We start from the raw sequence: 21,177 nt of genomic DNA, 5'->3' as shown, positions 1-21,177 counted from the left end.
GTTTTTTTCGGTGATCCGGCACCGCTAGATGGGCGTAGCTGCGCCTTGCGCGACAACTGGGCCTGTTGGATCGCCGGTCGGCGAACCGCCTTCCGGCTCGAGCGTGATGGCGAGTACCGATCCTGGACCCCATTCGGGCGCGACATCGGGACCGACCCGCACTTCGTTGCGGGTCATTGCCTCGATCACCCCCATCGAAATTGGCGGGTTCTCTCCCTGTATCGCCCACAGCTCGAAATCCTGCTGCGGCCCGGCAACGCCTGAAAGGCCTACGAGCCGGACATTGCCGCTCTCGGAATCATAAAGGGCAACGAACTGCACATCGCTACCTTCGGCCTGCAGCGCCGCAACAAGTTCTGTCGCGAGTTGCGTGCTCGACGGCTGCGGCATCATCGTTGCCAAGCCGACGGCAAGTACTGCTACTGCCAAGGCGCCCGCCGCAAGGCCACGCCAGAGCGCAAGATTGTGCCACAGTCCCGCCAGTCCGCCACGTGCTTCCGCGCGTCCGAACAAGCGCTCCTCGGTAAGCCGTTGCAGCCGCTCGGGTGCGGGGACATCGCCGAATTGATCATCGAGCGCAGAGAAATGCCATTGCCACAGACGTTCCTCGCGCTGCAGGCGGGGGTCGGCCTCGATCTGAGCGCGCACGGCCTCGTGCTGGCCGCTATCCAGCAGGCCGAGCACATATTCCGCGACCAGAGCCCGTTCGCCGTCTGGCTGGGTCGTGATGTCGGTTTCGTCGCTCATCCGGTCAGGCAGTCTCTCAATCGCATCAGGCTGCGGCGCAGCCAGGTTCTCATGGTGTTGATCGGCACGTTGTGGCGGTTCGCCAGTTCCTCGTAGCTGTATCCGTCGAGATAGGCGCCTCGCACTGCATCCGCGCGGTCCGAGGCAAGCTCGCCAAGGCATGCTTCGATGCGCGCGCGCTCGTCCCGTCCCATTGTCCGATCCTCGGGATCGGGCGATGAATCGGGTATTTCAAGCGCCGTCTCGATCGTCTCGGAAGTCGGTCTGCGGGCGCGCAGGATGTCGAGGCAATGATTGCGCGCTACCGCCACCAGCCAGCTGATCGGGCTTGAGCCACCGGGAACGAACCGGTCCGCCCTCTGCCAGATCTTCACGAACACTTCCTGAAGCGCTTCTTCCGCTTCCGCTCTGTCCTTTAGAATACGGAGGGTTACGCCAAAGAGTTTCGCACTGGTGCGCTGATATAGCTGGCGGAAGGCTGAGCGGTCGCGCAAAGCCACGCGCTGAATGAGCCTCGTCACCTCCGCCGAAGTTTCTGCCACGTGCCGTGCCCTCCCGATCACGCAACGCTACCTGTTTACTGAGGAAGTTCAAGCAATTCACGCCCGCAGTGATCGAAAATGCGGCAATGCCGTTTCACTCGAGGGCAAAATTCGCTAGACCGTCCAACGCCGCGCCCGCTCAGTGAGGAAAACTCCGTCATGTCCGACCAGATCACGGCCGAAGAACTCAATGACCGCTTCTCGCATGACGCGGGAATTCTCGCCAAGGCTCTGCCCTATATGCAGCGCTATGAAGGCAAGACGGTTGTCGTCAAATATGGCGGGCATGCCATGGGAAACCCGGCACTGGGCCAGGCTTTTGCGCGCGACATTGCACTGCTGAAGCAGTCCAAGGTCAATCCGATCGTTGTTCACGGCGGCGGGCCGCAGATCGGGCGCATGCTGGAATCGATGGGCATCGAATCCAAGTTCGAAGGCGGTTTGCGTGTGACCGATCAGCGTACCGTCGAGATCGTCGAGATGGTTCTGGCCGGCTCGATCAACAAGGAAATCGTCGCGCTGATCAACGCCGAAGGCGAGTGGGCCATTGGCCTGTGCGGCAAGGACGGCAACATGGTCTTCGCCAAGAAGGCCGAAAAGACCTTCAAGGACCCGACCTCCAATATCGAGCGTGTGCTCGATCTCGGCTTTGTCGGCGAACCTGTCGAGGTCGACCGTACTCTGCTCGATCTGCTGGCGCGCTCCGAAATGATCCCTGTGATCGCCCCGGTCGCCCCGGGCCGCGACGGGCATACATACAACATCAACGCCGACACCTTCTCGGGGGCAATCGCTGGCTCGCTCGGCGCCAAGCGCCTGCTGTTCCTGACCGATGTTCCCGGGGTGCTCGACAGCGCCGGTGAACTCATTCCCGAGCTTTCAGCGCGCCAGGCACGCCAGCTCATCGCTGATGGCACCATCCATGGCGGCATGATCCCGAAGGTCGAGACCTGCCTTGATGCGTTGGAGCGCGGCGTCGAAGGGGTTGCCATTCTCAACGGCAAGATGCCGCACGTCGTCCTTATCGAGCTGTTTACCGAGCATGGTGCTGGCACGCTGATCGTGCGCTAGCTATAATGCCGCGCATCGTATCGGGAGATCTGGCTGATGGCAGGACATCGGATCTTTTCGGTCAGCGTTGAAAGCGTATATCCACTCTACATCACCAAGGCTGAACGCAAGGGCCGAACCAAGGCGGAAGTCGACACCATCATCTGCTGGCTTACCGGCCACGATGAACGCTCGCTCGAGTCCGCCCTCAGTCTGAGCTTTGAGGAGTTCTTCGGGACAGCGCCCCGGATGAACCCTTCGCGGTTTCTGATCAAAGGCGTGGTGTGCGGGGTAAGGGTGGAAGACATCGAAGACCCGACAATGCGCGAGATCCGTTACCTCGACAAGCTGATCGACGAACTGGCCAAAGGCAAGGCGATGGACAAGATTCTGCGCTGTGAACCTGCTGCCGAAGCCTCTCCGGGAAGTTAGGTGAAACTTACATCTTCTTCTGCCACAATGACAGAATGACCGCACTTGCCCCATCCCTCGGGGCTGCCGAGCTGCGCAGCCTCAGCCACGTCACCGACTGGGTGTTCGACCTCGACAACACCCTGTATCCGCGTACCTGCAATCTGTTCGCGCAGATCGATACCAACATGACGAACTACGTCATGGAGCTGACCAAGCTCGATTTCGAAGCGGCGCGCGATCTGCAAAAGCAGCTTTATCGTGACCACGGCACGACCCTTAACGGGCTGATGACCCAGCATAAGGTCGACCCGGACCATTTTCTCGATACGGTCCATGCCATCGACTACTCCCCGGTTGATGCGCATCCCGAGTTGGTCGAAGCCATCGCGGCGCTTCCAGGTCGCAAGTTCATCTTCACCAATGGCGATACCGGACACGCACGGCAGGTCCTCCGCCGGCTGGGTGCCGATCACCTGTTCGAGCATGTCTTCGACATCCGGGCGATGACCTATGTGCCAAAGCCCCACCGCCAGGCCTATGATGGTTTCCTTGCGCGCCACGGCATCGATCCGACGGCTGCGGTGATGTTCGATGACCTCGAAAAGAACCTGAAGGTGCCGCACGAGATCGGCATGGTGACGGTACAAGTTACCGCTGGCTCAGACTTCGTTCACGAGCAGGTCGACGCATGGGAGCTCGATCGCACCCGGCAGGAGCACGTCCACCACATCACCGAGGATCTGGCACACTTCCTGCGAAACCTGCCCTGATTACTGTCTCGATCTAGACCGCGTTCGCCAGCAGCGACTTGCGCTGCCAGATCGCAAGCGGCCGCGCTCCCTCAACTGTGCTCTTGAGCTCGTAGCCTTCGAGTAATGCGTCGATCGCCGGGTCTTCGCGCGCCCAATCGAGCCAGTTGATGCCGTCGATGCCCGCGAGAATGAGGTCGGGCTGGTTGCGCTGCAGATCGATCCTGAGCTGCTCGCGCTCGATCGCCTCCAGCGCCTCCGCCTCCGCTACAATCGCTGGCGACGCCTGTGGACTCAGCTTGCGGCGGACGGCACCCAGCGCCACCCAAAGGCAAGGACCGGAGTTGCTCAGCTTGGCATCGAGCCGCCGATGCAGGGGGCTCGCTACATCGAGATGCGTTGTGAGGTTGGCGATCGTCATTCCGCTCGGCATCGGCTCGAGCAATTCGTGCAGCGTTGCGCTGGCGCGATAGTCGCCCATACTGCCGATGGCAGGCGCAACGCACAGCGCCGTGGCGGTTGCCAGCCCGATAGCGCGGTGAGTGATGCCGGGTTTGATCCCGGAATAAAACCGCAGGGTCAGCACCAGCGTTGCCAGTATCAGGGCGGGCAACAGATGGTAGGTAAAGCCCTTACCCTGAATGAGGTAAGCGAGGTAAAATCCGGCCGCAGCGGCAAGCCACTGAGCATAGGGGGATGTCAGCATCTCGCGCCTGTAAAGCGCGAACGTTGCGAGTGATATAAAAAGCACCAGCAGGGACGGCGGCTGTACGACAAGCTGCAATAGCGTGCCGCGGTCGCTTACATAGGCCTCTGCTGCAAGTGGGAGCATGTCCGTGAAGAACGCCGGGAACCATGCCCAGACACCGAGCCAGTAAGCGATCACAATCGTGCCGGCGAGGACATGCTCGGCATTGAAGATTGGACGCAGAGAGCGCGCTTGATACGCGCTCACCAAAGCGGGCAGCAGAATTGCCAGCGCGAAATGCGGCTTGATGGCCATAGCCATGCCGCCACCGAGACCGCCGAGGACTATTTGAAAAACCCCGGGAGATCGTGCCGCGGCGCGCATCACCTGATTGCCGAGGAGCGGCAACAAGAAGAGAAGCGCGATATGCTCTCGCTCGGCAAAGTGCGGGCCGGGCAGCAGAACGAGCGCGATCAGGCCGATAGGCCACCAACCGGCAATCTTCTGATCGAGGCCGACCGTCTTCAGCGCTCTAAGGCAGAAAAGGCTCGCGGCAACGGCCAGCGCGAGAACGCCGAGCACCACCAGATGCTCCGGCGCAATCGAGAAAATCTGTCCCAGCCAGACCGCAGGCAGATACAATAGCGCGGACATTGGCGGGTTGAGTTCGCGGATGTCGATGTAAAGCTGTTGTCCCTCCAGCATACGCTCGCCGACAGTCAGCAACCAGGATACGTCAGGGTTTAGACCCAAGCCGATCTGGATCGCATAGGCGCAAAGCAGCGCACCGATTGAAAGCGCCCAGGCGATCAGCCGCATCAAGCCAGTCCGACAGTTGCGTATTGCGCGCCCAGCGGAACCCGCCGTAGCCCTGCTTCGATCGCCCGCGCCCAACCGGCGGCCGACGGCAGGAACAGGAAGTTATGGCTGCTGACCTTGCTGCAACCGGCAGCCTTCAGCAGCTTCTCTGACCGCCTTGGGGCCAGCAGAACCGCATCGGCATCGAATGCGCAGCGTGACACTGCAAGGCGCGTCAGCGGATTAAACGGGTTGTGTTCGATAATGATCACCAGCCCTCCGGGACGAACGACCCGTCTCATTTCCGCTAAGAAAGCGTCCCATTGGCTCGGCACAACATGGTGCATGACGCAGGCGGTGACGGCGAGGTCGAAACCGGCGTCGGCATAGGGCAGGCGGTCACCACTTGAAGTGCTGTAGGTCGCGAATGGGTTTTCACGACGTGCACGCGTGATTGAGCGTTCGGAGACGTCGCAGCCGTCGATTGAATCGAACCGGTCCTTGATGTGCGCATGGAGCCGGCCCACGCCACATCCGATATCCACAAGCCTTGCGGATTTCGGATCGCCGAGATGCTTGCGCGCAAGGCGCTCGAGAAGATCAGCCTTTGCCTGCATGAAAAAGTCATGGCGCAAGCCTGAAAAGCTGATCGAGTCCTCAACGATGCTCTCGTACTCGTCCTCGATCTTGTCGAACGTCAGTTCACTCATGCGCTTCTCTTTTGGGGCACGGAGTGCTCATTGATTGCGTGGTCGAAGCCCACGCGCCGTTCAACGATGTAGAGCGGGCGGTTCTTCACCTCGGAATGGATCCGCCCGACATACAGTCCAACGATGCCGGTCATCAGCATGTTGACGCCGGAGAGCAGCGAGACAATCGCAACTGTAGAGGCCCAGCCATCGACAAGGCCCTCCGTCCAGAACAGCGCGCGCAGCACCACATAGGCGCCAAAGGCAAGGGCTGCGGCCGAGATCATCGCGCCGACATAGATCGCGGCCTTGAGAGGCGCGTCCGAGAAACTGACAATCGCGTTTGCCGCAAGGCTCAGCATCTTGCGCAGCGGATACTTGGTGGAGCCAGCGGCGCGCGGATCACGCTCATACGGTACCGAAGTCTGCCGAAATCCGATCCACGCAAACATACCGCGCACATATCGATTGTACTCGGGCATTGCGAGGAAGGCATCGACCGCCGCTCTGTCGACGAGCCGGAAGTCCCCTACATCGCGTGGAAGCTCGATCGTCGAAAGCCGGCTCAGGGCACGATAAAAAACATGCGCTGTTGCCTTCTTCAGGAATGGCTCGCCCGCTCGCTTGGTGCGCTGCGCGTAAACCACCTCATAACCCTCGCGCCATTTTGCGATCAGATCGAGCGCAACTTCAGGAGGGTCCTGCAGGTCGGCATCGAGAATGATAACGGCATCGCCGGTGGCAGCGCGTAGCCCGGCGCTAACCGCAATCTGGTGGCCGAAATTCCGCGCGAAGCGAATATATCTGTATTGTGGATTGGTGCGCGCCAACTCTGCGAGAACGATGGCGCTGGAATCGCGGCTGCCATCATCGACGAAGATGATCTCGCAGCGTCCATCGATCTTCTCCGTCACCCGCGCCAGCCGATGCAAGAGAAGCGGCAGAACGGCTTCTTCATTATAAACCGGTATGACGAAGCTGAACGCTGTCTTGCCCATGGATGCCCCAGCACATTGCGTGCAAAGCATCACCGGACAGCCTTAAGATCCGCTTAAGTGAAGGTGTTGCTGGGGCCTACATAGTATTGACGTGCAGAATGTTTCCGTCCGGATCCTTGAACCAGATCATCTTCATATCGCCGGAACCGTGGATATCACCTTCAAGGCCCAGCTCCGGATAATGTTCGAACACGACGCCTTTCGCCTTTAGCTTTGAAACCAGGGATTCGATATCGCTGGCGCCACCCCAGACAACGGCATTCGCCTTGTTGGTCCCGGCAAACTGCGAGGGATAGACGACAAGACTGGTCCTGCCCGTCTTGAACACCATCACCCCTCCCATGCCCTCGTCCAGCAATTCGAGACCAAGGGTTTCGGCATAAAACTCGCGAGCGCGACCAATGTCGCTCACCGCGATGATGGCGGATGAATCAAGATCATTGAGCATCGTGAACCTCCACGGCTGGCGAGCATCAAACGTCGATGCGCGCCTAAGGTTCACGAGCCTTAGTCGCGTCTCAGGCGAAAACCCGCGCGCCTGCGCCGGACTGCCTGAAAGCGGTGTCGTTGTGGTAGATTTGGCGGATATCGTCGCCGTTCAGCCAGTGCTCACCGGATTTCAGCAATGCCCCACGAAGGCTGACGGGCGCCGCCTGCTCCATCGCAAAGCGGATCGCGGCAGCAGCAGTAGTGAAATGCCTGTGGCCCTGTGCCTGGGCTGTTTCGGCATCGCTGCCAAGAAACAGGTCAGCGGGAATGTTCAGATTGATTGTTCGCATGGTCTCTTGTTTCCGGCGCCTTCTTGGCGCCAATGATTGCCGACCTCGCGCTTCCAACAGCCTGGCCGGACGAGAAGTCCTGGCTCCCGGTGTGGATGCAGCGAAATCTGCGGGAAAATGATGTGACCGCCATCCGAGCGATGTACGTGGTCACTGAAATGAAGTGTCATGCACTCGACCAAAAGACTGGGCGCCCTAGGCGCGATTCAGCCAGAAAGTACAGGGAGAGTATGACATTGCGACAACGCGCAAAACTGTTCGGCGCGTAAGCCGATGCTTCTAGATAGGGGCAACGGGCATTAAGATCAAGCCGTGTCCTGTCCGCCGGATGCGTGGAATGGCGCTTGGCGGCCCGCTGGCACAGGGCTAGACTCCAAATTGCACGTGGCTCCCGCCGCTCCAAACCTTCGTCGTCCGCCAGCCCCGGCCACGGCCCACTGCATCAAAAATGCTTGCTGGCGCAGCACGACGTTTCCGACTGAACAAGAGGATTTTGCTCATGCAGTACCGCCGTCTTGGCAAGTCTGGCCTCAAGGTCAGCGAGTTCTCTCTTGGCTCCTGGGTCACCTTCGGCAAGCAGGTAGACGAGAAAGAGGCCATGAACATCATGTCCCTGGCCTATGATCAGGGCATCAACTTTTTCGACAATGCCGAAGGCTACGAGGCAGGAGTTTCCGAGGCGCTTATGGGTGATGCGCTGCAGAAGCTTGGCTGGGGCCGCGATACATTCTCGGTGTCCTCGAAGGTCTACTGGGGCGGCGACAAGCCCACGCAGCGCGGCCTTTCGCGAAAGCACGTCACCGATGCCTGCCATGCTGCGCTCAAGCGTCTGAAAGTCGATTATCTCGATCTCTATTTCTGCCATCGTCCGGATATCGAAACGCCCATCGAAGAAACGGTGCGCGCCATGCATGACCTGATTACACAGGGCAAGGTGCTGTACTGGGGCACCTCGGAATGGTCCGCGCAGCAACTGACCGAGGCCTGGGCTGTCGCGAAGGATCTCAAGATCTCGCCGCCAGTGATGGAGCAGCCGCAATACAATCTGTTCGTGCGCGATAAGGTCGAAGGCGACTACCGCCCGCTCTATGACCTCATGGGGCTCGGCACCACCATCTGGTCGCCGCTCGCCTCTGGCATCCTGACCGGCAAATATAATGACGGAATTCCCGCCGACAGCCGCCTTAACCTTCCCGGGTACGAATGGCTGAAAAAGGCCTGGGAGAGCGAAGATGGCAAGCGCCGGCTCGAGAAGATCAAGCAGCTCGCGGATGTAGCGAAGGACATCGGCATGCCGATCCATCACCTTGCGCTCTTGTGGTGCCTTGCAAATCCGCACGTATCGACAGTCATTCTCGGGGCTTCGAAAAAGAGCCAGCTTGAGGACAATCTCTCGGCGCTCGAGCACAAGGATCGGCTGACGCCGGATGTGCTTGCTCGGATCGACGAGATCATGGGCAACAAGCCTGCAGAGCCGCAAACCTTCTGACCCGTTGGTGCCGGTGGGGAGGCTCTCCGGCACCACGCAACCACCAGGCACATGAGACAACCCTCCAGCGGCCCGATCACGCCGGATCAGATGAGCTTTGCCGAGCGCATGGCGAATCTGCGCCATCTCGGCAGCCTGTTTCGGCAGATCTGGCGCACTAGCCGCTTTCTGACGTCCGCCAGCATCGGGCTGCGCCTTATCAAGGCGCTGCAGCCGGTGGCGATGCTCTATGTCGGCAAGCTCATCATCGATGAGGTAGTGCGGCTAACCGGAATTGTCTCTCCAGGCGCCGACCTGGAAACGCTGTGGCAGAGCGGCGCTCTCGCCACCGTCGCCGTTCTGCTGGCGCTGGAATTTGCGCTTGTCATCGGCAATGACCTGCTGACCCGGGCGATCTCGCTGGTCGATAGCGTTCTCGGCGAACTGCATTCCAACACCGTGAGCGTTGATTTGCTGCGGCATGCGGCCCGGCTCGATCTGCTGCATTTCGAGTCTCCTGAGTATCAGGATCGCCTCGAACGCGCGCGCCGCCAGGCTGCGAGCCGCAACTCGGTCTTGTCGCAGATTTTCGGCCAGGCTCAGGACATCATCACCGTCGCAACGCTCGCCGCCGGCCTGTTCGTTTATGCGCCTTGGCTCATACTGTTGCTGTTCATTTCGATGTTTCCGGCCGTATGGGGCGAGCAGCGCTTCAATCTCCGGGGCTATGCCCTCAATCGTGGCCGCACTCCGGAGCGTCGCCAACTCGAATATGTGCGCTGGATTGGAGCGCGACCGGAAACCGCGAAAGAGGTCAAGCTGTTCGGCCTCGGTGATTTCCTCGTCGAGCGCTTCAAAACACTGGCCGGGGCCATCTTCATCGATAACCGAAAGCTCGCTGTTGATCGCGCCATCTGGGGCGGCGTGTTCGCTGCGATCTCGACCCTGACTTACTATGGCGCCTACGCCTATATCGTGTGGCGCACGATCTCTGGTGATTTCACGATCGGGGATCTCGCATTTCTGTCCGGCTCATTCCTGCGCCTCAACGGGCTGTTCCACCAGATCATGCTGGGGTTCACGCAGGTCGCCGGCCAGTCGCTTTACCTCGATGATCTGTTCAGCTTCTTCGAGCTCAAGCCGTCAATCGTCGAGGCCGACGACCCGAAGCCGTTTCCGGTGCCGATCAGGAGCGCCATCCGGTTCGAGAATGTGGGATTCCGCTATCCCGAGTCGGATCAGTGGGCCATCCGTAATCTCAGCTTCGAGATCGCAGCGGGCGAGACGGTGGCGCTGGTGGGTGAGAACGGGGCGGGCAAGACCACCATCGTCAAACTGTTGACGCGCCTCTACGATCCGGATGAAGGGCGCGTGACAGTCGACGGCATTGACCTCAAACAGATGTCAGCGCGCAGCCTTGCCGAAAATATCGGCGTGATCTTTCAAGACTTCATGCGCTTCAGCTTCACCGCCGGAGAGAATATCGGCATCGGCAATATCGAGCATATGGAGGACGAGGAGCGCATACGTCAGGCCGCGGACCGCAGCCTCGCCGCTGATGTGATCTCGGGCTTTCCCGACGGGTATGCGCAGGTGCTGGGCCGCCTGTTCAATGAGGGTCGGGACTTGTCCGGCGGCGAGTGGCAAAAGATCGCCATCGCACGCGGCTATATGCGCGATGCTCAGGTCATGGTCCTTGATGAACCGACATCGGCGCTCGATGCGCGCGCGGAAGCGGAAGTCTTCGGCCGCTTCACTGGTCTGGCCGAGGGCAAGACTGCCCTGTTGATCTCCCACCGGTTTTCGACCGTGCGCGTTGCTGACCGAATAATCGTCCTCGAAGGCGGCCGCATCATTGAGGAGGGGCCTCACGAGGATCTGGTGGCCGCCGGCGGGGTCTATGCAGATCTTTTCGAGATACAGGCCGCCGGCTACCGCTGAACCGCGTCAGGGCGTCACCAGAACACGCCCCTTGATCTTGCCGTCGAGAATGCGGTCTGCGGCATCCGGAAGGCCTTCGAGGCCAATCTCTTCCACCAGCGCTTCGTATTTGTCGAAATCGAACAGCTTGCCGAGCCGTTCCCACGCGATCACGCGCGGATCGTAGGGTTGCATCACGCTGTCGATCCCCGCGAGCGTCACGCCCCGCAGAATGAACGGCAGAACGCTGGTCTCGAAATCGATGCCGGCGGCGTTGCCGAGCGAGGCGACAGCGCCCCCATAGGAGATCTGCTTGAGCACCCGGCCGAGAATGCTGCCCCCGACGGTATCGATGGCACCGGCATACCGAGCGCTGTCGATCGGCCTGTCCTCCGGCGCCATGAAGCCCTGCCGCTCAACGATTTCATCGGCGCCAAGCGCCTGGAAATCGAGCTCCCCTGGCTTGCCGGTCAGCGCCGCAACCTTATAACCGAGCGTCTTCAGCAACATGATGCTGATCGAGCCGACGCCGCCGCTGGCGCCGGTCACGAGGATCGTGCCGCTGTCCGGGTGAATACCAAGCTCTTCGAGGCGGGTGATTGCGAGCATGGCCGTCAGCCCCGCTGTGCCGAGCACCATGGCCTTTCGTGCATCAAGAGACTTGGGCAGTGGCACCAGCCAGTCGGCATTGACCCGCTGCTTCTGCGAATACCCGCCCCAGTGCAGTTCGCCCACGCGCCAGCCAGTCAGGATCACGCCATCGCCGGGCTTGTAGCGGTCATCGCTGCTATCCTCGACGGTGCCGGCGAAATCGATCCCTGCAACGTTTGGATAGTTGCGCACCAGGCCGCCACGCCCGGTCAGGCAGAACGCATCCTTGTAGTTTAGCCCGGCATGGTCGATGGCAACCGTAACATTGCCGTCGGGCAGGGCGTCGTCCTCAAGCGTTTCAACCTGTGAAGTGATTGAGCCGTCTTCGCGCTGGCGACTGACGAGAGCTTTGAAAGACATCGGACCTCCTCGGTATGCGTGCGAACAGCGGGTCCGCGGCAATCAGTTTGGATCTGTTGGTAAGGGGTAGCGCTCGACCTCCGCGAGAAGTTCCAGCATGCCTGCGATCTGCGCCTCGGCCAGTGCCTTGCCCTTTTCGGCAGTAGCGATCGCTGCATTCCCTGCTGCGCCCTTTGGATTGACGTCCGAAGCGATCCACGCATAGGCGTGGCTCGATCCGGTCGGACGAAGATATTTGTAGTCCGCCTCGTCACTGCGGTGAACCGTCACGAAATCCTCCGCCTTTGACATGTCGACGAGATGCGGCTGAAAATGCAGCATCAGCGAGGTTTCCGCATCGCCGCCATGAATGCCGTGGCGGCGTTCCTCTTCGCTCAGCACTCCCTCGGGCTGCGGAAATCGCCAGCCGCTGCGTACCGCTAGCATGCGGGCCCGCACCCGCAGCTCGCGCGCGACAATCGACATGATGTCCTCGTTGCCGCCATGCGAATTGACAAGGATGATCTTCTTGATGCCGGCGCGCGCCACCTCGAGCCCAACCTGCGTCCACGCTTCGATCAGATTGGTTGCCACATGGCTGATCGTGCCGCGCGCCCAGATATGTTCGTTGGACTTGCCGATGCTCATCACCGGCAAAATCCGCACATCCATTGCCGCCGGAATACGGGGCGCCAGCATGTCCAGCATGCCTTGGTTGATATAGGTGTCGACGCCCACCGGCAGGTGCGGACCATGCTGCTCGACCGCCGCGATCGGCAGGATGGCGATGGCTTTTTCGGGGTCAAGCGAAGCAAATTCGGGCGCGGTGAATTCTGTCCACCAGATCTTGCGGGGCATGAGTTTTCCTTCAGGCTGGGCCGGCGGCGATGACTTCAATCTCGACGACGAATTCGGGGCGGGCAAAGCCCGACACGATCATCAGGGTCGAGGCGGGGTAGGGTTCGGCAAACAGCCGGTTTCTTACCGCCATGTACTCTGACAGGTGCTCGCGCCCGCTGACATAGGCGTTGATGCGAATGGCGTTTGAAAGGTCCATGCCGGCCTCCGCAAGAATTGCGGCGACGTTGTCGAAACAGACCTTTGTTTGTTCGCCGCAGGTTGGCGGCACCGTGCCGTCGGCCGTTATCCCCAGTTGGCCCGAGCAGAACACCAATTGCTGGCCTTCTGGCACCGTCATGCCGTGGCTATACGGTGCAAAAGGCGGGTGGATCGTCGCGGGATTGAGGGAAGTGCCCATAATGTCGGCTTCCTTTTTGAGAGGCATATGAGCCAGTTGGCGGGCATGAGACAACCCTCTTGCCATGCGGCAATTGCACACGTGATGAGCAAAATGTGCATATGACGAATTTTTTGGCTTCACAAGCGGGGCAGAAAAAAGAAAAGATTGGGCAGTCGCTTTGATGCGCACAAGAATTCAGCAGGCGGAGGGCCTGCCAACAGGGAGACGCCCAGTATGAACCTATCACGCAGCCTTGCAGTCCTGCCGGTGATGGCTCTGGCCGGTCTGGCCAGCCAAGGGCAGGCGCAGGAACTCGACCAGGTAACCTTCGCCACCAATTGGCTCGCCCAGGCAGAGCATGGCGGCTATTATCAGGCCGTGGCAGATGGCACCTACGAGGAATATGGCCTCGACGTCACCATCCGCCCCGGCGGGCCGCAATCCCCGGGCCGGCAGCTGTTGATAGCGGGCCAGGTGGAATTCTACATGGGCGGCATGTCGACAATCGACGCGGTCGATGAGGGCATCCCGGTGGTCACCGTCGCCGCCATCTTCCAGAAGGATCCGCAAGTTCTTCTCGCGCATCCCGACGCACCGTTCGAAAGCGTTGCGGATCTCGCCGATGCTTCGAAGCTCATCATTGGCCAATCCAGTTTCTTCGATGGTTTCTTTCCCTGGATGAAGGCCAATTTCGAGGGCTTCTCGGACGACATGTACGAGCCCTACACGTTTAATCCCGCACCGTTCATCTCCGACGAAATGTCGGTGCAGCAGGGCTATCTTACCTCCGAGCCGTACGAGATTGAGCGCCAGGCCGGCTGGGCACCGAAGGTATTCCTGCTCGCCGATTACGGCTATGCGCCCTATTCCACGACGATCGAGACCCGCACCGAACTGGTCGAGAACGAGACCGACATGGTGCAGCGTTTTGTCGAAGCCTCGATCATCGGCTGGTACAATTACCTTTACGGCGACAACACCGCAGCGAACGATCTGATCAAGACCGACAATCCGGAAATGACGGACGGACAGCTCGCCTATTCCCTCGAAAAGATGAAGGAATACGAGATCGCCGTTTCCGGTGAAGCCATCGATCAGGGGATCGGCTGCATGACGGATGAGCGCTGGCAGACCTTTTACGACGATATGATCGAGGCCGGTCTTTACGAAGAGGGCATCGATATCTCGCAAGCCTACACCACGCAGTTCGTCTGCAATGGTGTCGGCACCGATCTTGCCAGCGCCGAATAGTTCGCGCTGGTCTTTCGGCGCGGATATGCGATCCGCGCCGTTTTCACCCTAACCCGGGTAGTTTGACGTGACAGACACAGCCTTCGCCGAAGCGCCAGCCGCGCAACAGGCCCCGCCACGCCGCCTCGTCGTGACCATGCAGAACGTCTCGAAAATGTTCTCGAACGGCACTCTGGCCCTCAAGGACATGTCGCTCGACGTCCGGCCCGGAGAATTCATTTCCCTACTCGGCCCGTCTGGCTGCGGAAAGTCGACGGCATTGCGGATCATCGCCGGACTTGGGCAGGCCTCGACCGGTACCATTGATTGGCCGAGTTCGAAGATCAATTCCAAGGGCCTGCCGGAAGGCGATGTCGGCTTCGTTTTTCAGGAGCCGACATTGATGCCGTGGCAGACTGTGTTCGGCAATGTCTACCTGCCGCTCAAGCTGCGCGGCGTGTCAAAATCGGCGGCGCGTGAAAAGGTCATGGAGAATCTCGCAAGTGTCGGGCTTGCCGATTTTGCTGAGGCCTATCCGCGTGAACTGTCCGGCGGCATGAAGATGCGCGTGTCGATCGCGCGGGCGCTGGTCACCCGCCCGAAGCTGCTGCTGATGGACGAGCCGTTCGCCGCCCTTGATGAAATCACCCGTCAGAAACTCAACGATGACGTGCTCGATCTTTGGGCGCGCACCGGCGTCACGGTGATCTTCGTCACCCACTCGGTCTACGAGTCTGCCTATTTGTCGAACCGCATCGTCGTCATGCGCGCGCGTCCCGGCCAGGTCTTTTCCGATCTTGAAATTGACCAGCCCGCTGAGCGCGACAGCGCCTATCGCACGTCCGAAGCCTATCGCGAAATCTGCGAGATGGTGTCGGATTCGCTGCAGACCGCCATTCATTCCGCGGAGAGCTGAGATGAGCGAAGCCACAGCCAGTGACCATATCCGCGAGGAGCGTGTACGGCGCGAAGCCGAGGCGCCCGCGACCCCGGCAACCGTCGAAACCGAAACCAAGGGCACCGATAGCGCCGTCACCATTGTGCGCCCGCGGATGACCAACCGCGAAAAGATCCTTCAGATCGTCGTGCCCATCGTCGCGCTCGGTCTCGGCATTCTTGCCTGGCACCTGTTCGTCACTCTTAACGAGGTCCCGACCTATATTCTGCCGGGGCCCGTCGACACGGTGAACGCGCTGCTGTTCGATTCCGCAACGCTCTGGCCGGCCCTTTGGGTCACTGTCAGGATCACCTTCTCGGCCCTTGCTGTCGCACTGATCGGTGGGGTTATTCTCGCCATTCTCATCGTGCAGTCGCGCCTGTTCGAACTGGCCCTGTTTCCGTTCGCCGTCATTCTACAGGTCACGCCGATCATCGCGGTAGCGCCGCTGATCCTCATTTATGCGCCCGATACGCCGACCGCATTGATGATCTGCGCCTTCCTCGTCGCCTTTTTTCCCATTCTGTCAAATACAGCGCAGGGCCTGAAGAGCGTCGATCATAACCTGATGAACCTGTTCGAGCTTTACGGCGCAAAGTCCTGGCAGACCCTGTTGTTTCTGAAGATCCCCGGCTCGATGCCCTACTTCATGGCGGGGCTGCGCATTGGCGGCGGGCTGGCGCTGATCGCTGCGGTGGTCGCCGAGTTTGCTGCCGGCTCGGCCGGGCAGGGGTCTGGGCTCGCCTTCCGCCTGCTCGAGAGCCAGTATCGGCTGAACTTGCCGCGGCTGTTCGCAGCGCTCATCCTATTGTGCTGCACCGGCATCGCCATCTTCGCGTTGACGTCCTTCATCTCCTGGCTGACGCTCCACAAATGGCATGAAAGCGCCATCAAGCGGGAGAATTGAGACTGTGACGATAGAGACCCCAATGACAGGCGCCGATCTGGTTTTGGCGAATGTCAGTATTCCAAAGGCCGTCTACGACGATCCACAATCAGGTGCGTTAACGCGCTGCGACATCACCATCCGCGATGGTCTGATTGCTGACATCGCGCCGGCCCACACCACACGCAACCGCCTTGGCCGCGTCGAGCATGACGGCGGGCTGGTGTTGCCGTGCTTTACCGATATGCACACGCATATCGACAAGGGCCATATCTGGCCACGCAGGCAAAACCCCGATGGCACTTGGGCGGGCGCGCTCGGCGCTGTTCTTGCAGATCGCGAGGCGAACTGGGCGGCAGAAGATGTCGAACGCCGCATGGATTTCTCTTTGCGCTGCGCGTATGCGCATGGCACCGCAGCCCTGCGTACGCATCTCGATATGGCCCCGCCTCAGCACGAAATCAGCTGGGATGTCTTTGAAAAGACCCGTGATGCCTGGGCCGGCAAGATCGAACTGCAAGGCGTAGCGCTTCTGGGGCCGGATGCCATTCTTGATCCCGATGCGCTCAAAGCCGTCGCGACACGCACCAAGGCAGCCGGCGGCGTATTGGGTGGATCGTCTGGCGTCCACCCTGAAAACCGTACAATCATGCTGCGCCTTGTCGAGACTGCCGGCGAACTCGGGCTGGACCTCGATCTGCATACAGACGAAACCGGCGACCCATCGGCAGATGCGCTGAAGTCGCTGGCCAAAGCCGTTACCGAAACCGGCTATCAGGGCCGTGTCACGGCTGGGCATTGCTGCGTTCTTGCGATGCAGGGCGAGGATGTCGCCAAGGAAACGATCGAGCTGACAGCAAAGGCTGGCATCGGCGTGGTGTCACTGCCCATGTGCAACATGTATCTGCAGGACCGCACGCCTGGCGGCAACGCCGTTCGCACGCCTCGTTGGCGCGGCGTCACCCTCGTCAATGAATTGCGCGCTGCCGGCGTCCCGGTCACCATCGCCTCCGACAACACGCGCGATCCATTCTACGCCTATGGCGATCTCGACGGTTTCGAAGTCCTGCGAGAGGCCGCGCGCATCACCCATTTCGATCATCCGCAATCCGAGGCCTGGACCTGGTTGCGCGCCATCGGCGCCGACGCCTCGAAGCAATGCGGCTTTGCGCACTCTGCGACAATTGCCATCGGCCAGCCGGCAGACCTGATCGTCTTCGGCGCCCGCAACTGGAGCGAGTTGATGGCGCGTCCGCAGTCCAATCGCCTCGTCCTGCGCGACGGCCTGCCGATCGAGACCAGCCTGCCCGATTACCGTGAACTCGACGACCTTATGGGAGCCCGCCAATGAGCATTGCAGAATTCCGTGCCGCCCTCGGAGATATCCCGGTCGAGGATCATCCGCGGATCGTTCAGCAGCGCAGCCGCGACCACTACTGGTATTCGCCCATTCTTAAAGCCCGTCTCGATCAGGTGACGGCTGAAATCGTCGTGTCTCCACGCAGCGTCGAAGAGGTCAAGACCGTCCTGCGCGAGGCGCACCGGCATGGTGTGCCGATCACCCCGCGCGGCGCTGGCACCGGCAATTACGGCCAGGCCATGCCGCTGTCAGGTGGTGCCATGCTCAACCTGATGAACCTCGATAAGGTTATCGAGATCACGCCGGAACGCGTCCGTGCGCAGGCCGGCATCGTTCTCGAAAAGCTCGATGAAGCGACAAAAGCCGCCGTCGGCGGCGAGCTGCGCTTTCACCCCTCGACCTATCGCATGGCCAGCCTTGGTGGCTTCATCGCCGGCGGTTCCGGCGGCGTCGGATCGATCCGTTGGGGCGGCCTGCGCAATCTCGGCTCGATCCTCAGGCTCAAGGTCATCACCTGCGAAGCCGAACCGCGTGAACTCGAACTGACCGGCGAGGACATCCTCAAGGTCGCGCACGCCTACGGCACCAATGGCATCATCGTCGAAGCCGAAATGCCGCTGGCGCCGGCTTATGAGTGGGTCGACATGATGGTCGGGTTCGACGATTTCATCGACGCATGCCGCTTCGCCGAGGCGGTGGGACGCCAGGACTCGCTGCTTCTCAAGGAACTCTCTCCCTGCGCAGCACCAATTCCGCAGGACTATTTCAATCGCCACAAGCCCTACATCAAGGACGGGCAATCGGTGGTGCTGATCATGGCGGCGCCTGTCGCCGTCGACCCCTTGCTGGTGCATCTCGGCCATCATGGTGGCGAACTTCTCTACCGTGCCGACAAGATCGGTGAGACCGAAAAGCGCCGCCTGCCGCCGATCTACGAGCTCGCCTGGAATCACACGACCCTGCGCGGCCTCAAGGTCGATCCCTCGATTACCTACCTGCAGACCCAATATCCCACCCTCGAGCACGTGGAGCGGATCGTCTCGATGCTGGGCGACGAGATGCCGATGCATATCGAGATGACCCGGTTCGATGGCCGCGTGGTGTTTTCGGGCCTGCCGATCGTGCGCTACACGAGCGAGGAGCGGCTCGAAGAGATCATCCGCATCCACGAGGAAAACGACTGCCTAGTGTTCAACCCGCACCGCTTCACCCTCGAGGAAGGCGGCATGAAGCGGACCGATCAGGCCCAACTTGCTTTCAAGCACGATGCTGACCCCTCGGGGCTGCTCAATCCCGGCAAGATGATCGCCTGGGACGATCCGGATTTCGATCTGAATTCCGGTCGTGCCTGGCTCTTCACCGGCCTCGAACCGGCAAAGGGTGCTGCGTGAATGCGGGTCCACGTCGTTCACGCTCACCCGGTTGAGACCAGCTACAACCGTGCCCTGTTTCATGCAGCCGTTGAAACGCTGACCGAGGCAGGGCACGAAGTCGATGCCCTTAGCCTTTATGATGAAGGGTTCGATGCCGTCCTGAGCCGCGAGGAGCGGTTGAACTACCATGAAGTGCCAGGCAACCTGACCCCGGCCGTGGCGCCTTATGTCGAGCGTCTTCGGGCCGCCGAAGCGCTGGTTTTTGTCCATCCGGTCTGGAACTACGGCTACCCGGCAATCCTCAAGGGTTATTTTGATCGCATCTACCTTCCGGGTGTCAGCTTCGTGCTCACAGGCGGAAAGAACAATGAAACCGGCACGCTCGTGCCGAACCTCAAGAACATCAGGAAAGTCGCGTTCGTTACCACCTATGGCGGCAATCGATGGCGCACCATGCTGATGGGTGATCCGCCGCGCCGGCTCGCACGGCGCTGGGCCTGGGCGACGTTCCGCACCCAGCAGCCTCCGAAATACCTGGCGCTCTACGACATGAACAACAATGGCGAGGCGCAACTCAACGGATTTCTCGACAAGGTCAGATCGGAGCTGGCAAGCCTTTAACCTGGCTCAGTTTTTCCCACGCGCACCTTTGCATCGGTCCTCTTGGCGTTTAAGTCCCTAAAGACGCGAGAGGAAAAAGGAGGCGCGCTATGCCAGATACCAACATCATGCCGGGATTGGGCTTCGGAACATTCGGACGGACCGGAGACGAGGGAATTGCGGCAATCACCACTGCGCTCGAGACCGGTTACCGGCACCTCGATACCGCTCAGGTCTATAACACCGAGCGCGAAAACGGCGAAGCAATCCGCCGCTCGGGTATCGCGCGCAACGAGATCTTCGTCACCACCAAGATCGATCATTCCAACTTCGCCGACGGCACGCTTATTCCCTCGCTGGAAAAGAGCCTCGAGGCGCTGCAGCTCGATCAGGTCGATCTCACCCTCATTCACTGGCCATCGCCAAATGGCGAGATCGCCCCTGAGGTATACTTGCCGCAGCTTGCTGAAGCGCAACAGCGCGGCCTCACCAAGCATATCGGCCTGTCGAACTTTACCATCGCCCTGATCGATAAAGCCGAGGAAATCCTCGGGCCCGGCACCCTGCTGACCAATCAGGTCGAACTCAACCCGTTCATGCAGAACCGCAAGCTTGCCGATTACTGCATGAAAAAGGATATCCGCATCACCTGCTATCTGCCGATCGCCAAGGGACGCCTCGGTGATGAGCCGAAGTTGCGAGAGATCGCCGAGCGACATAATGCAACTGTCGAGCAGGTCGCGGTGGCCTGGGAGCTTGCCCGCGGCTACGCCGCAATCCCCACCTCCAGCAAGGCGGAGCGCATTCGCTCGAACTTCAAGGCGCTGGACCTCACGCTCAGCCCCGATGACATCGAGTTGATCGACACAATCGATCGGGGCGATCGTCGCATCAATCCTGACTGGGGTCCCGATTGGGACTGATCTCAGGTGCCGGGCGGACAGCCATTCGCCCGGCTTTACTCTCGCATTAACCCTATTGCTTGCCACTTCCTTAACGGGATAGGTCGCATTGAAGGCTCTACCTTTGCTAATTGGTGAGCCTGAAATGAAATACGCAATCCCAACCCTCATTGGCTGCGCACTGGTCCTGTCGGCCCCCGCTCAGGCGGCCGATCTCGGCTGGGGCGGAGCACCGGCCAGCACTCCCGTTTATGACCCGATGCCCGTCTCCAACTGGACCGGCTTTTACGTCGGCGCCACCGGCGGTTATGGCTGGGGCACCCTGTCCACCACGCCCGCTGCGGGTGGCCCCACCACCGAAGAGAATACCGGTGGCTGGCAGATCGGCGCCGAGGCCGGCTACAACATGGATTTCGGTGGCTTCGTGCTCGGCGCTGAAGGCGACCTGCAGTGGACCGATCTCGGCTACAGCCAGGACCTTGGCGCAATCGGCGAACTCAATGCCAAACTCGATGGCTATGGTACCGCCCGCTTGCGCGCTGGCGCGACCTTCGGTCAGGTGATGCCGTTCGTCACCGGCGGTGTTGCCGTCGCCCGTGGCACGGCCAGCATCACCGATCCTGCCGGGGTCACAACCTCGCAGAGCAACACGCACGTTGGCTGGGTCGTCGGTGGTGGTCTCGAGGCAATGGCCGCCGAGAACATCACGCTCAAGGCCGAATATCTTTATCACGATGTCGGCTCGCAGACCTACACCACCATCCCGGGCGGTTCAGTCGATGCCGGTCACAATTTCGGCGTCGTCCGCGCCGGCATC

At 60.5% G+C, this 21,177-nt stretch carries 23 protein-coding genes; 13 read left to right on the top strand and 10 right to left on the bottom strand.

Annotated elements, in window-relative coordinates; genetic code table 11:
- Positions 1-24: 24 nt before the first annotated feature.
- The gene (locus tag IE127_RS15405) at positions 25-747 is read right to left on the bottom strand and encodes an anti-sigma factor (protein ID WP_189426591.1); all 723 of its coding nucleotides are present in this window, start codon (positions 745-747) and stop codon (positions 25-27) included.
- Positions 744-1,289, bottom strand: a complete 546-nt coding sequence (locus IE127_RS15400) for a sigma-70 family RNA polymerase sigma factor (protein WP_189426590.1) — start codon at positions 1,287-1,289, stop codon at positions 744-746. Before IE127_RS15400 ends, IE127_RS15405 begins: the two co-directional genes overlap by 4 nt.
- Positions 1,290-1,448: 159 nt before the next feature.
- Between IE127_RS15400 and argB the strand changes: the two genes are divergently transcribed.
- From argB to IE127_RS15385, 3 genes are read left to right on the top strand one after another with little or no spacing between them, the layout of a single operon-like run.
- Positions 1,449-2,360: an acetylglutamate kinase gene (gene argB / locus IE127_RS15395; protein ID WP_189426589.1), complete on the top strand. Its 912-nt coding sequence runs from the start codon at positions 1,449-1,451 to the stop codon at positions 2,358-2,360.
- Between the two features lie 36 nt (positions 2,361-2,396).
- Positions 2,397-2,771, top strand: coding sequence for a DUF2200 domain-containing protein (locus IE127_RS15390; protein ID WP_189426588.1), 375 nt, complete (start codon positions 2,397-2,399; stop codon positions 2,769-2,771).
- Positions 2,772-2,806: 35 nt separating this feature from the next.
- Positions 2,807-3,523 carry a pyrimidine 5'-nucleotidase gene (locus IE127_RS15385; RefSeq protein ID WP_189426587.1) on the top strand — a complete coding sequence of 239 codons (717 nt, stop codon included), beginning with the start codon at positions 2,807-2,809 and terminating at the stop codon, positions 3,521-3,523.
- Between the two features lie 13 nt (positions 3,524-3,536).
- Here IE127_RS15385 and IE127_RS15380 read toward each other — a convergent pair whose 3' ends face one another.
- From IE127_RS15380 to IE127_RS15360, 5 genes are all read right to left on the bottom strand, one after another.
- On the bottom strand, positions 3,537-5,009 hold the full coding sequence (locus IE127_RS15380) for a hypothetical protein (RefSeq protein ID WP_189426586.1): 1,473 nt from the start codon (positions 5,007-5,009) through the stop codon (positions 3,537-3,539).
- Positions 5,009-5,698: a class I SAM-dependent methyltransferase gene (locus IE127_RS15375; RefSeq protein WP_189426585.1), complete on the bottom strand. Its 690-nt coding sequence runs from the start codon at positions 5,696-5,698 to the stop codon at positions 5,009-5,011. The genes IE127_RS15380 and IE127_RS15375 overlap by 1 nt, the downstream gene beginning before the upstream one ends.
- Complete coding sequence (locus IE127_RS15370) at positions 5,695-6,675, bottom strand: glycosyltransferase family 2 protein (RefSeq protein ID WP_189426584.1); 981 nt, start codon at positions 6,673-6,675, stop codon at positions 5,695-5,697. The genes IE127_RS15375 and IE127_RS15370 overlap by 4 nt, the downstream gene beginning before the upstream one ends.
- Before the next feature lie 76 nt (positions 6,676-6,751).
- Positions 6,752-7,123 carry a VOC family protein gene (locus tag IE127_RS15365; RefSeq protein ID WP_189426583.1) on the bottom strand — a complete coding sequence of 124 codons (372 nt, stop codon included), beginning with the start codon at positions 7,121-7,123 and terminating at the stop codon, positions 6,752-6,754.
- A gap of 70 nt (positions 7,124-7,193) precedes the next feature.
- Entirely contained in the window at positions 7,194-7,454 is a 261-nt protein-coding gene (locus IE127_RS15360; protein WP_189426582.1) for a hypothetical protein, read from the bottom strand.
- Between the two features lie 499 nt (positions 7,455-7,953).
- Between IE127_RS15360 and IE127_RS15355 the strand changes: the two genes are divergently transcribed.
- Positions 7,954-8,943 (top strand): potassium channel beta subunit family protein, encoded by a 990-nt coding sequence (locus tag IE127_RS15355; protein WP_189426581.1) that lies wholly within the window; start codon positions 7,954-7,956, stop codon positions 8,941-8,943.
- 51 nt (positions 8,944-8,994) lie between these two features.
- The gene (locus tag IE127_RS15350; RefSeq protein WP_189426580.1) at positions 8,995-10,863 is read left to right on the top strand and encodes an ABC transporter ATP-binding protein; all 1,869 of its coding nucleotides are present in this window, start codon (positions 8,995-8,997) and stop codon (positions 10,861-10,863) included.
- A gap of 6 nt (positions 10,864-10,869) precedes the next feature.
- Here the strand turns inward: IE127_RS15350 and IE127_RS15345 are convergent, their stop codons facing one another.
- From IE127_RS15345 to IE127_RS15335, 3 genes are read right to left on the bottom strand one after another with little or no spacing between them, the layout of a single operon-like run.
- Positions 10,870-11,853 carry an MDR family oxidoreductase gene (locus tag IE127_RS15345; RefSeq protein ID WP_189426579.1) on the bottom strand — a complete coding sequence of 328 codons (984 nt, stop codon included), beginning with the start codon at positions 11,851-11,853 and terminating at the stop codon, positions 10,870-10,872.
- A 42-nt stretch (positions 11,854-11,895) separates the two neighbouring features.
- A complete protein-coding gene (locus IE127_RS15340; RefSeq protein ID WP_189426578.1) occupies positions 11,896-12,690 on the bottom strand; it encodes a creatininase family protein in 795 nt (264 codons plus the stop codon).
- Between the two features lie 10 nt (positions 12,691-12,700).
- Positions 12,701-13,090 (bottom strand): RidA family protein, encoded by a 390-nt coding sequence (locus tag IE127_RS15335; RefSeq protein ID WP_189426800.1) that lies wholly within the window; start codon positions 13,088-13,090, stop codon positions 12,701-12,703.
- 216 nt (positions 13,091-13,306) lie between these two features.
- On the opposite strand from IE127_RS15335, the gene IE127_RS15330 reads away from it, so the two are divergent.
- From IE127_RS15330 to IE127_RS15295, 8 genes are all read left to right on the top strand, one after another.
- The gene (locus IE127_RS15330; protein ID WP_189426577.1) at positions 13,307-14,323 is read left to right on the top strand and encodes an ABC transporter substrate-binding protein; all 1,017 of its coding nucleotides are present in this window, start codon (positions 13,307-13,309) and stop codon (positions 14,321-14,323) included.
- 67 nt (positions 14,324-14,390) lie between these two features.
- Entirely contained in the window at positions 14,391-15,218 is an 828-nt protein-coding gene (locus IE127_RS15325; protein ID WP_373297328.1) for an ABC transporter ATP-binding protein, read from the top strand.
- A gap of 136 nt (positions 15,219-15,354) precedes the next feature.
- Entirely contained in the window at positions 15,355-16,146 is a 792-nt protein-coding gene (locus IE127_RS15320) for an ABC transporter permease (RefSeq protein ID WP_189426798.1), read from the top strand.
- Between the two features lie 22 nt (positions 16,147-16,168).
- A complete protein-coding gene (locus IE127_RS15315; RefSeq protein WP_189426576.1) occupies positions 16,169-17,476 on the top strand; it encodes a cytosine deaminase in 1,308 nt (435 codons plus the stop codon).
- The gene (locus IE127_RS15310) at positions 17,473-18,876 is read left to right on the top strand and encodes an FAD-binding oxidoreductase (protein WP_189426575.1); all 1,404 of its coding nucleotides are present in this window, start codon (positions 17,473-17,475) and stop codon (positions 18,874-18,876) included. The genes IE127_RS15315 and IE127_RS15310 overlap by 4 nt, the downstream gene beginning before the upstream one ends.
- A complete protein-coding gene (locus IE127_RS15305; RefSeq protein WP_189426574.1) occupies positions 18,877-19,479 on the top strand; it encodes an NAD(P)H-dependent oxidoreductase in 603 nt (200 codons plus the stop codon).
- 89 nt (positions 19,480-19,568) lie between these two features.
- Positions 19,569-20,381, top strand: a complete 813-nt coding sequence (locus IE127_RS15300) for an aldo/keto reductase (protein ID WP_189426573.1) — start codon at positions 19,569-19,571, stop codon at positions 20,379-20,381.
- Positions 20,382-20,505: 124 nt separating this feature from the next.
- On the top strand, positions 20,506-21,177 hold a 672-nt coding region (locus tag IE127_RS15295), incomplete at its 3' end, for an outer membrane protein (RefSeq protein WP_189426572.1).

It is taken from the genome of Devosia pacifica (assembly GCF_014652635.1).
Lineage (GTDB): Bacteria > Pseudomonadota > Alphaproteobacteria > Rhizobiales > Devosiaceae > Devosia > Devosia pacifica.
This window is presented reverse-complemented; position numbering and strand designations above follow the sequence as displayed.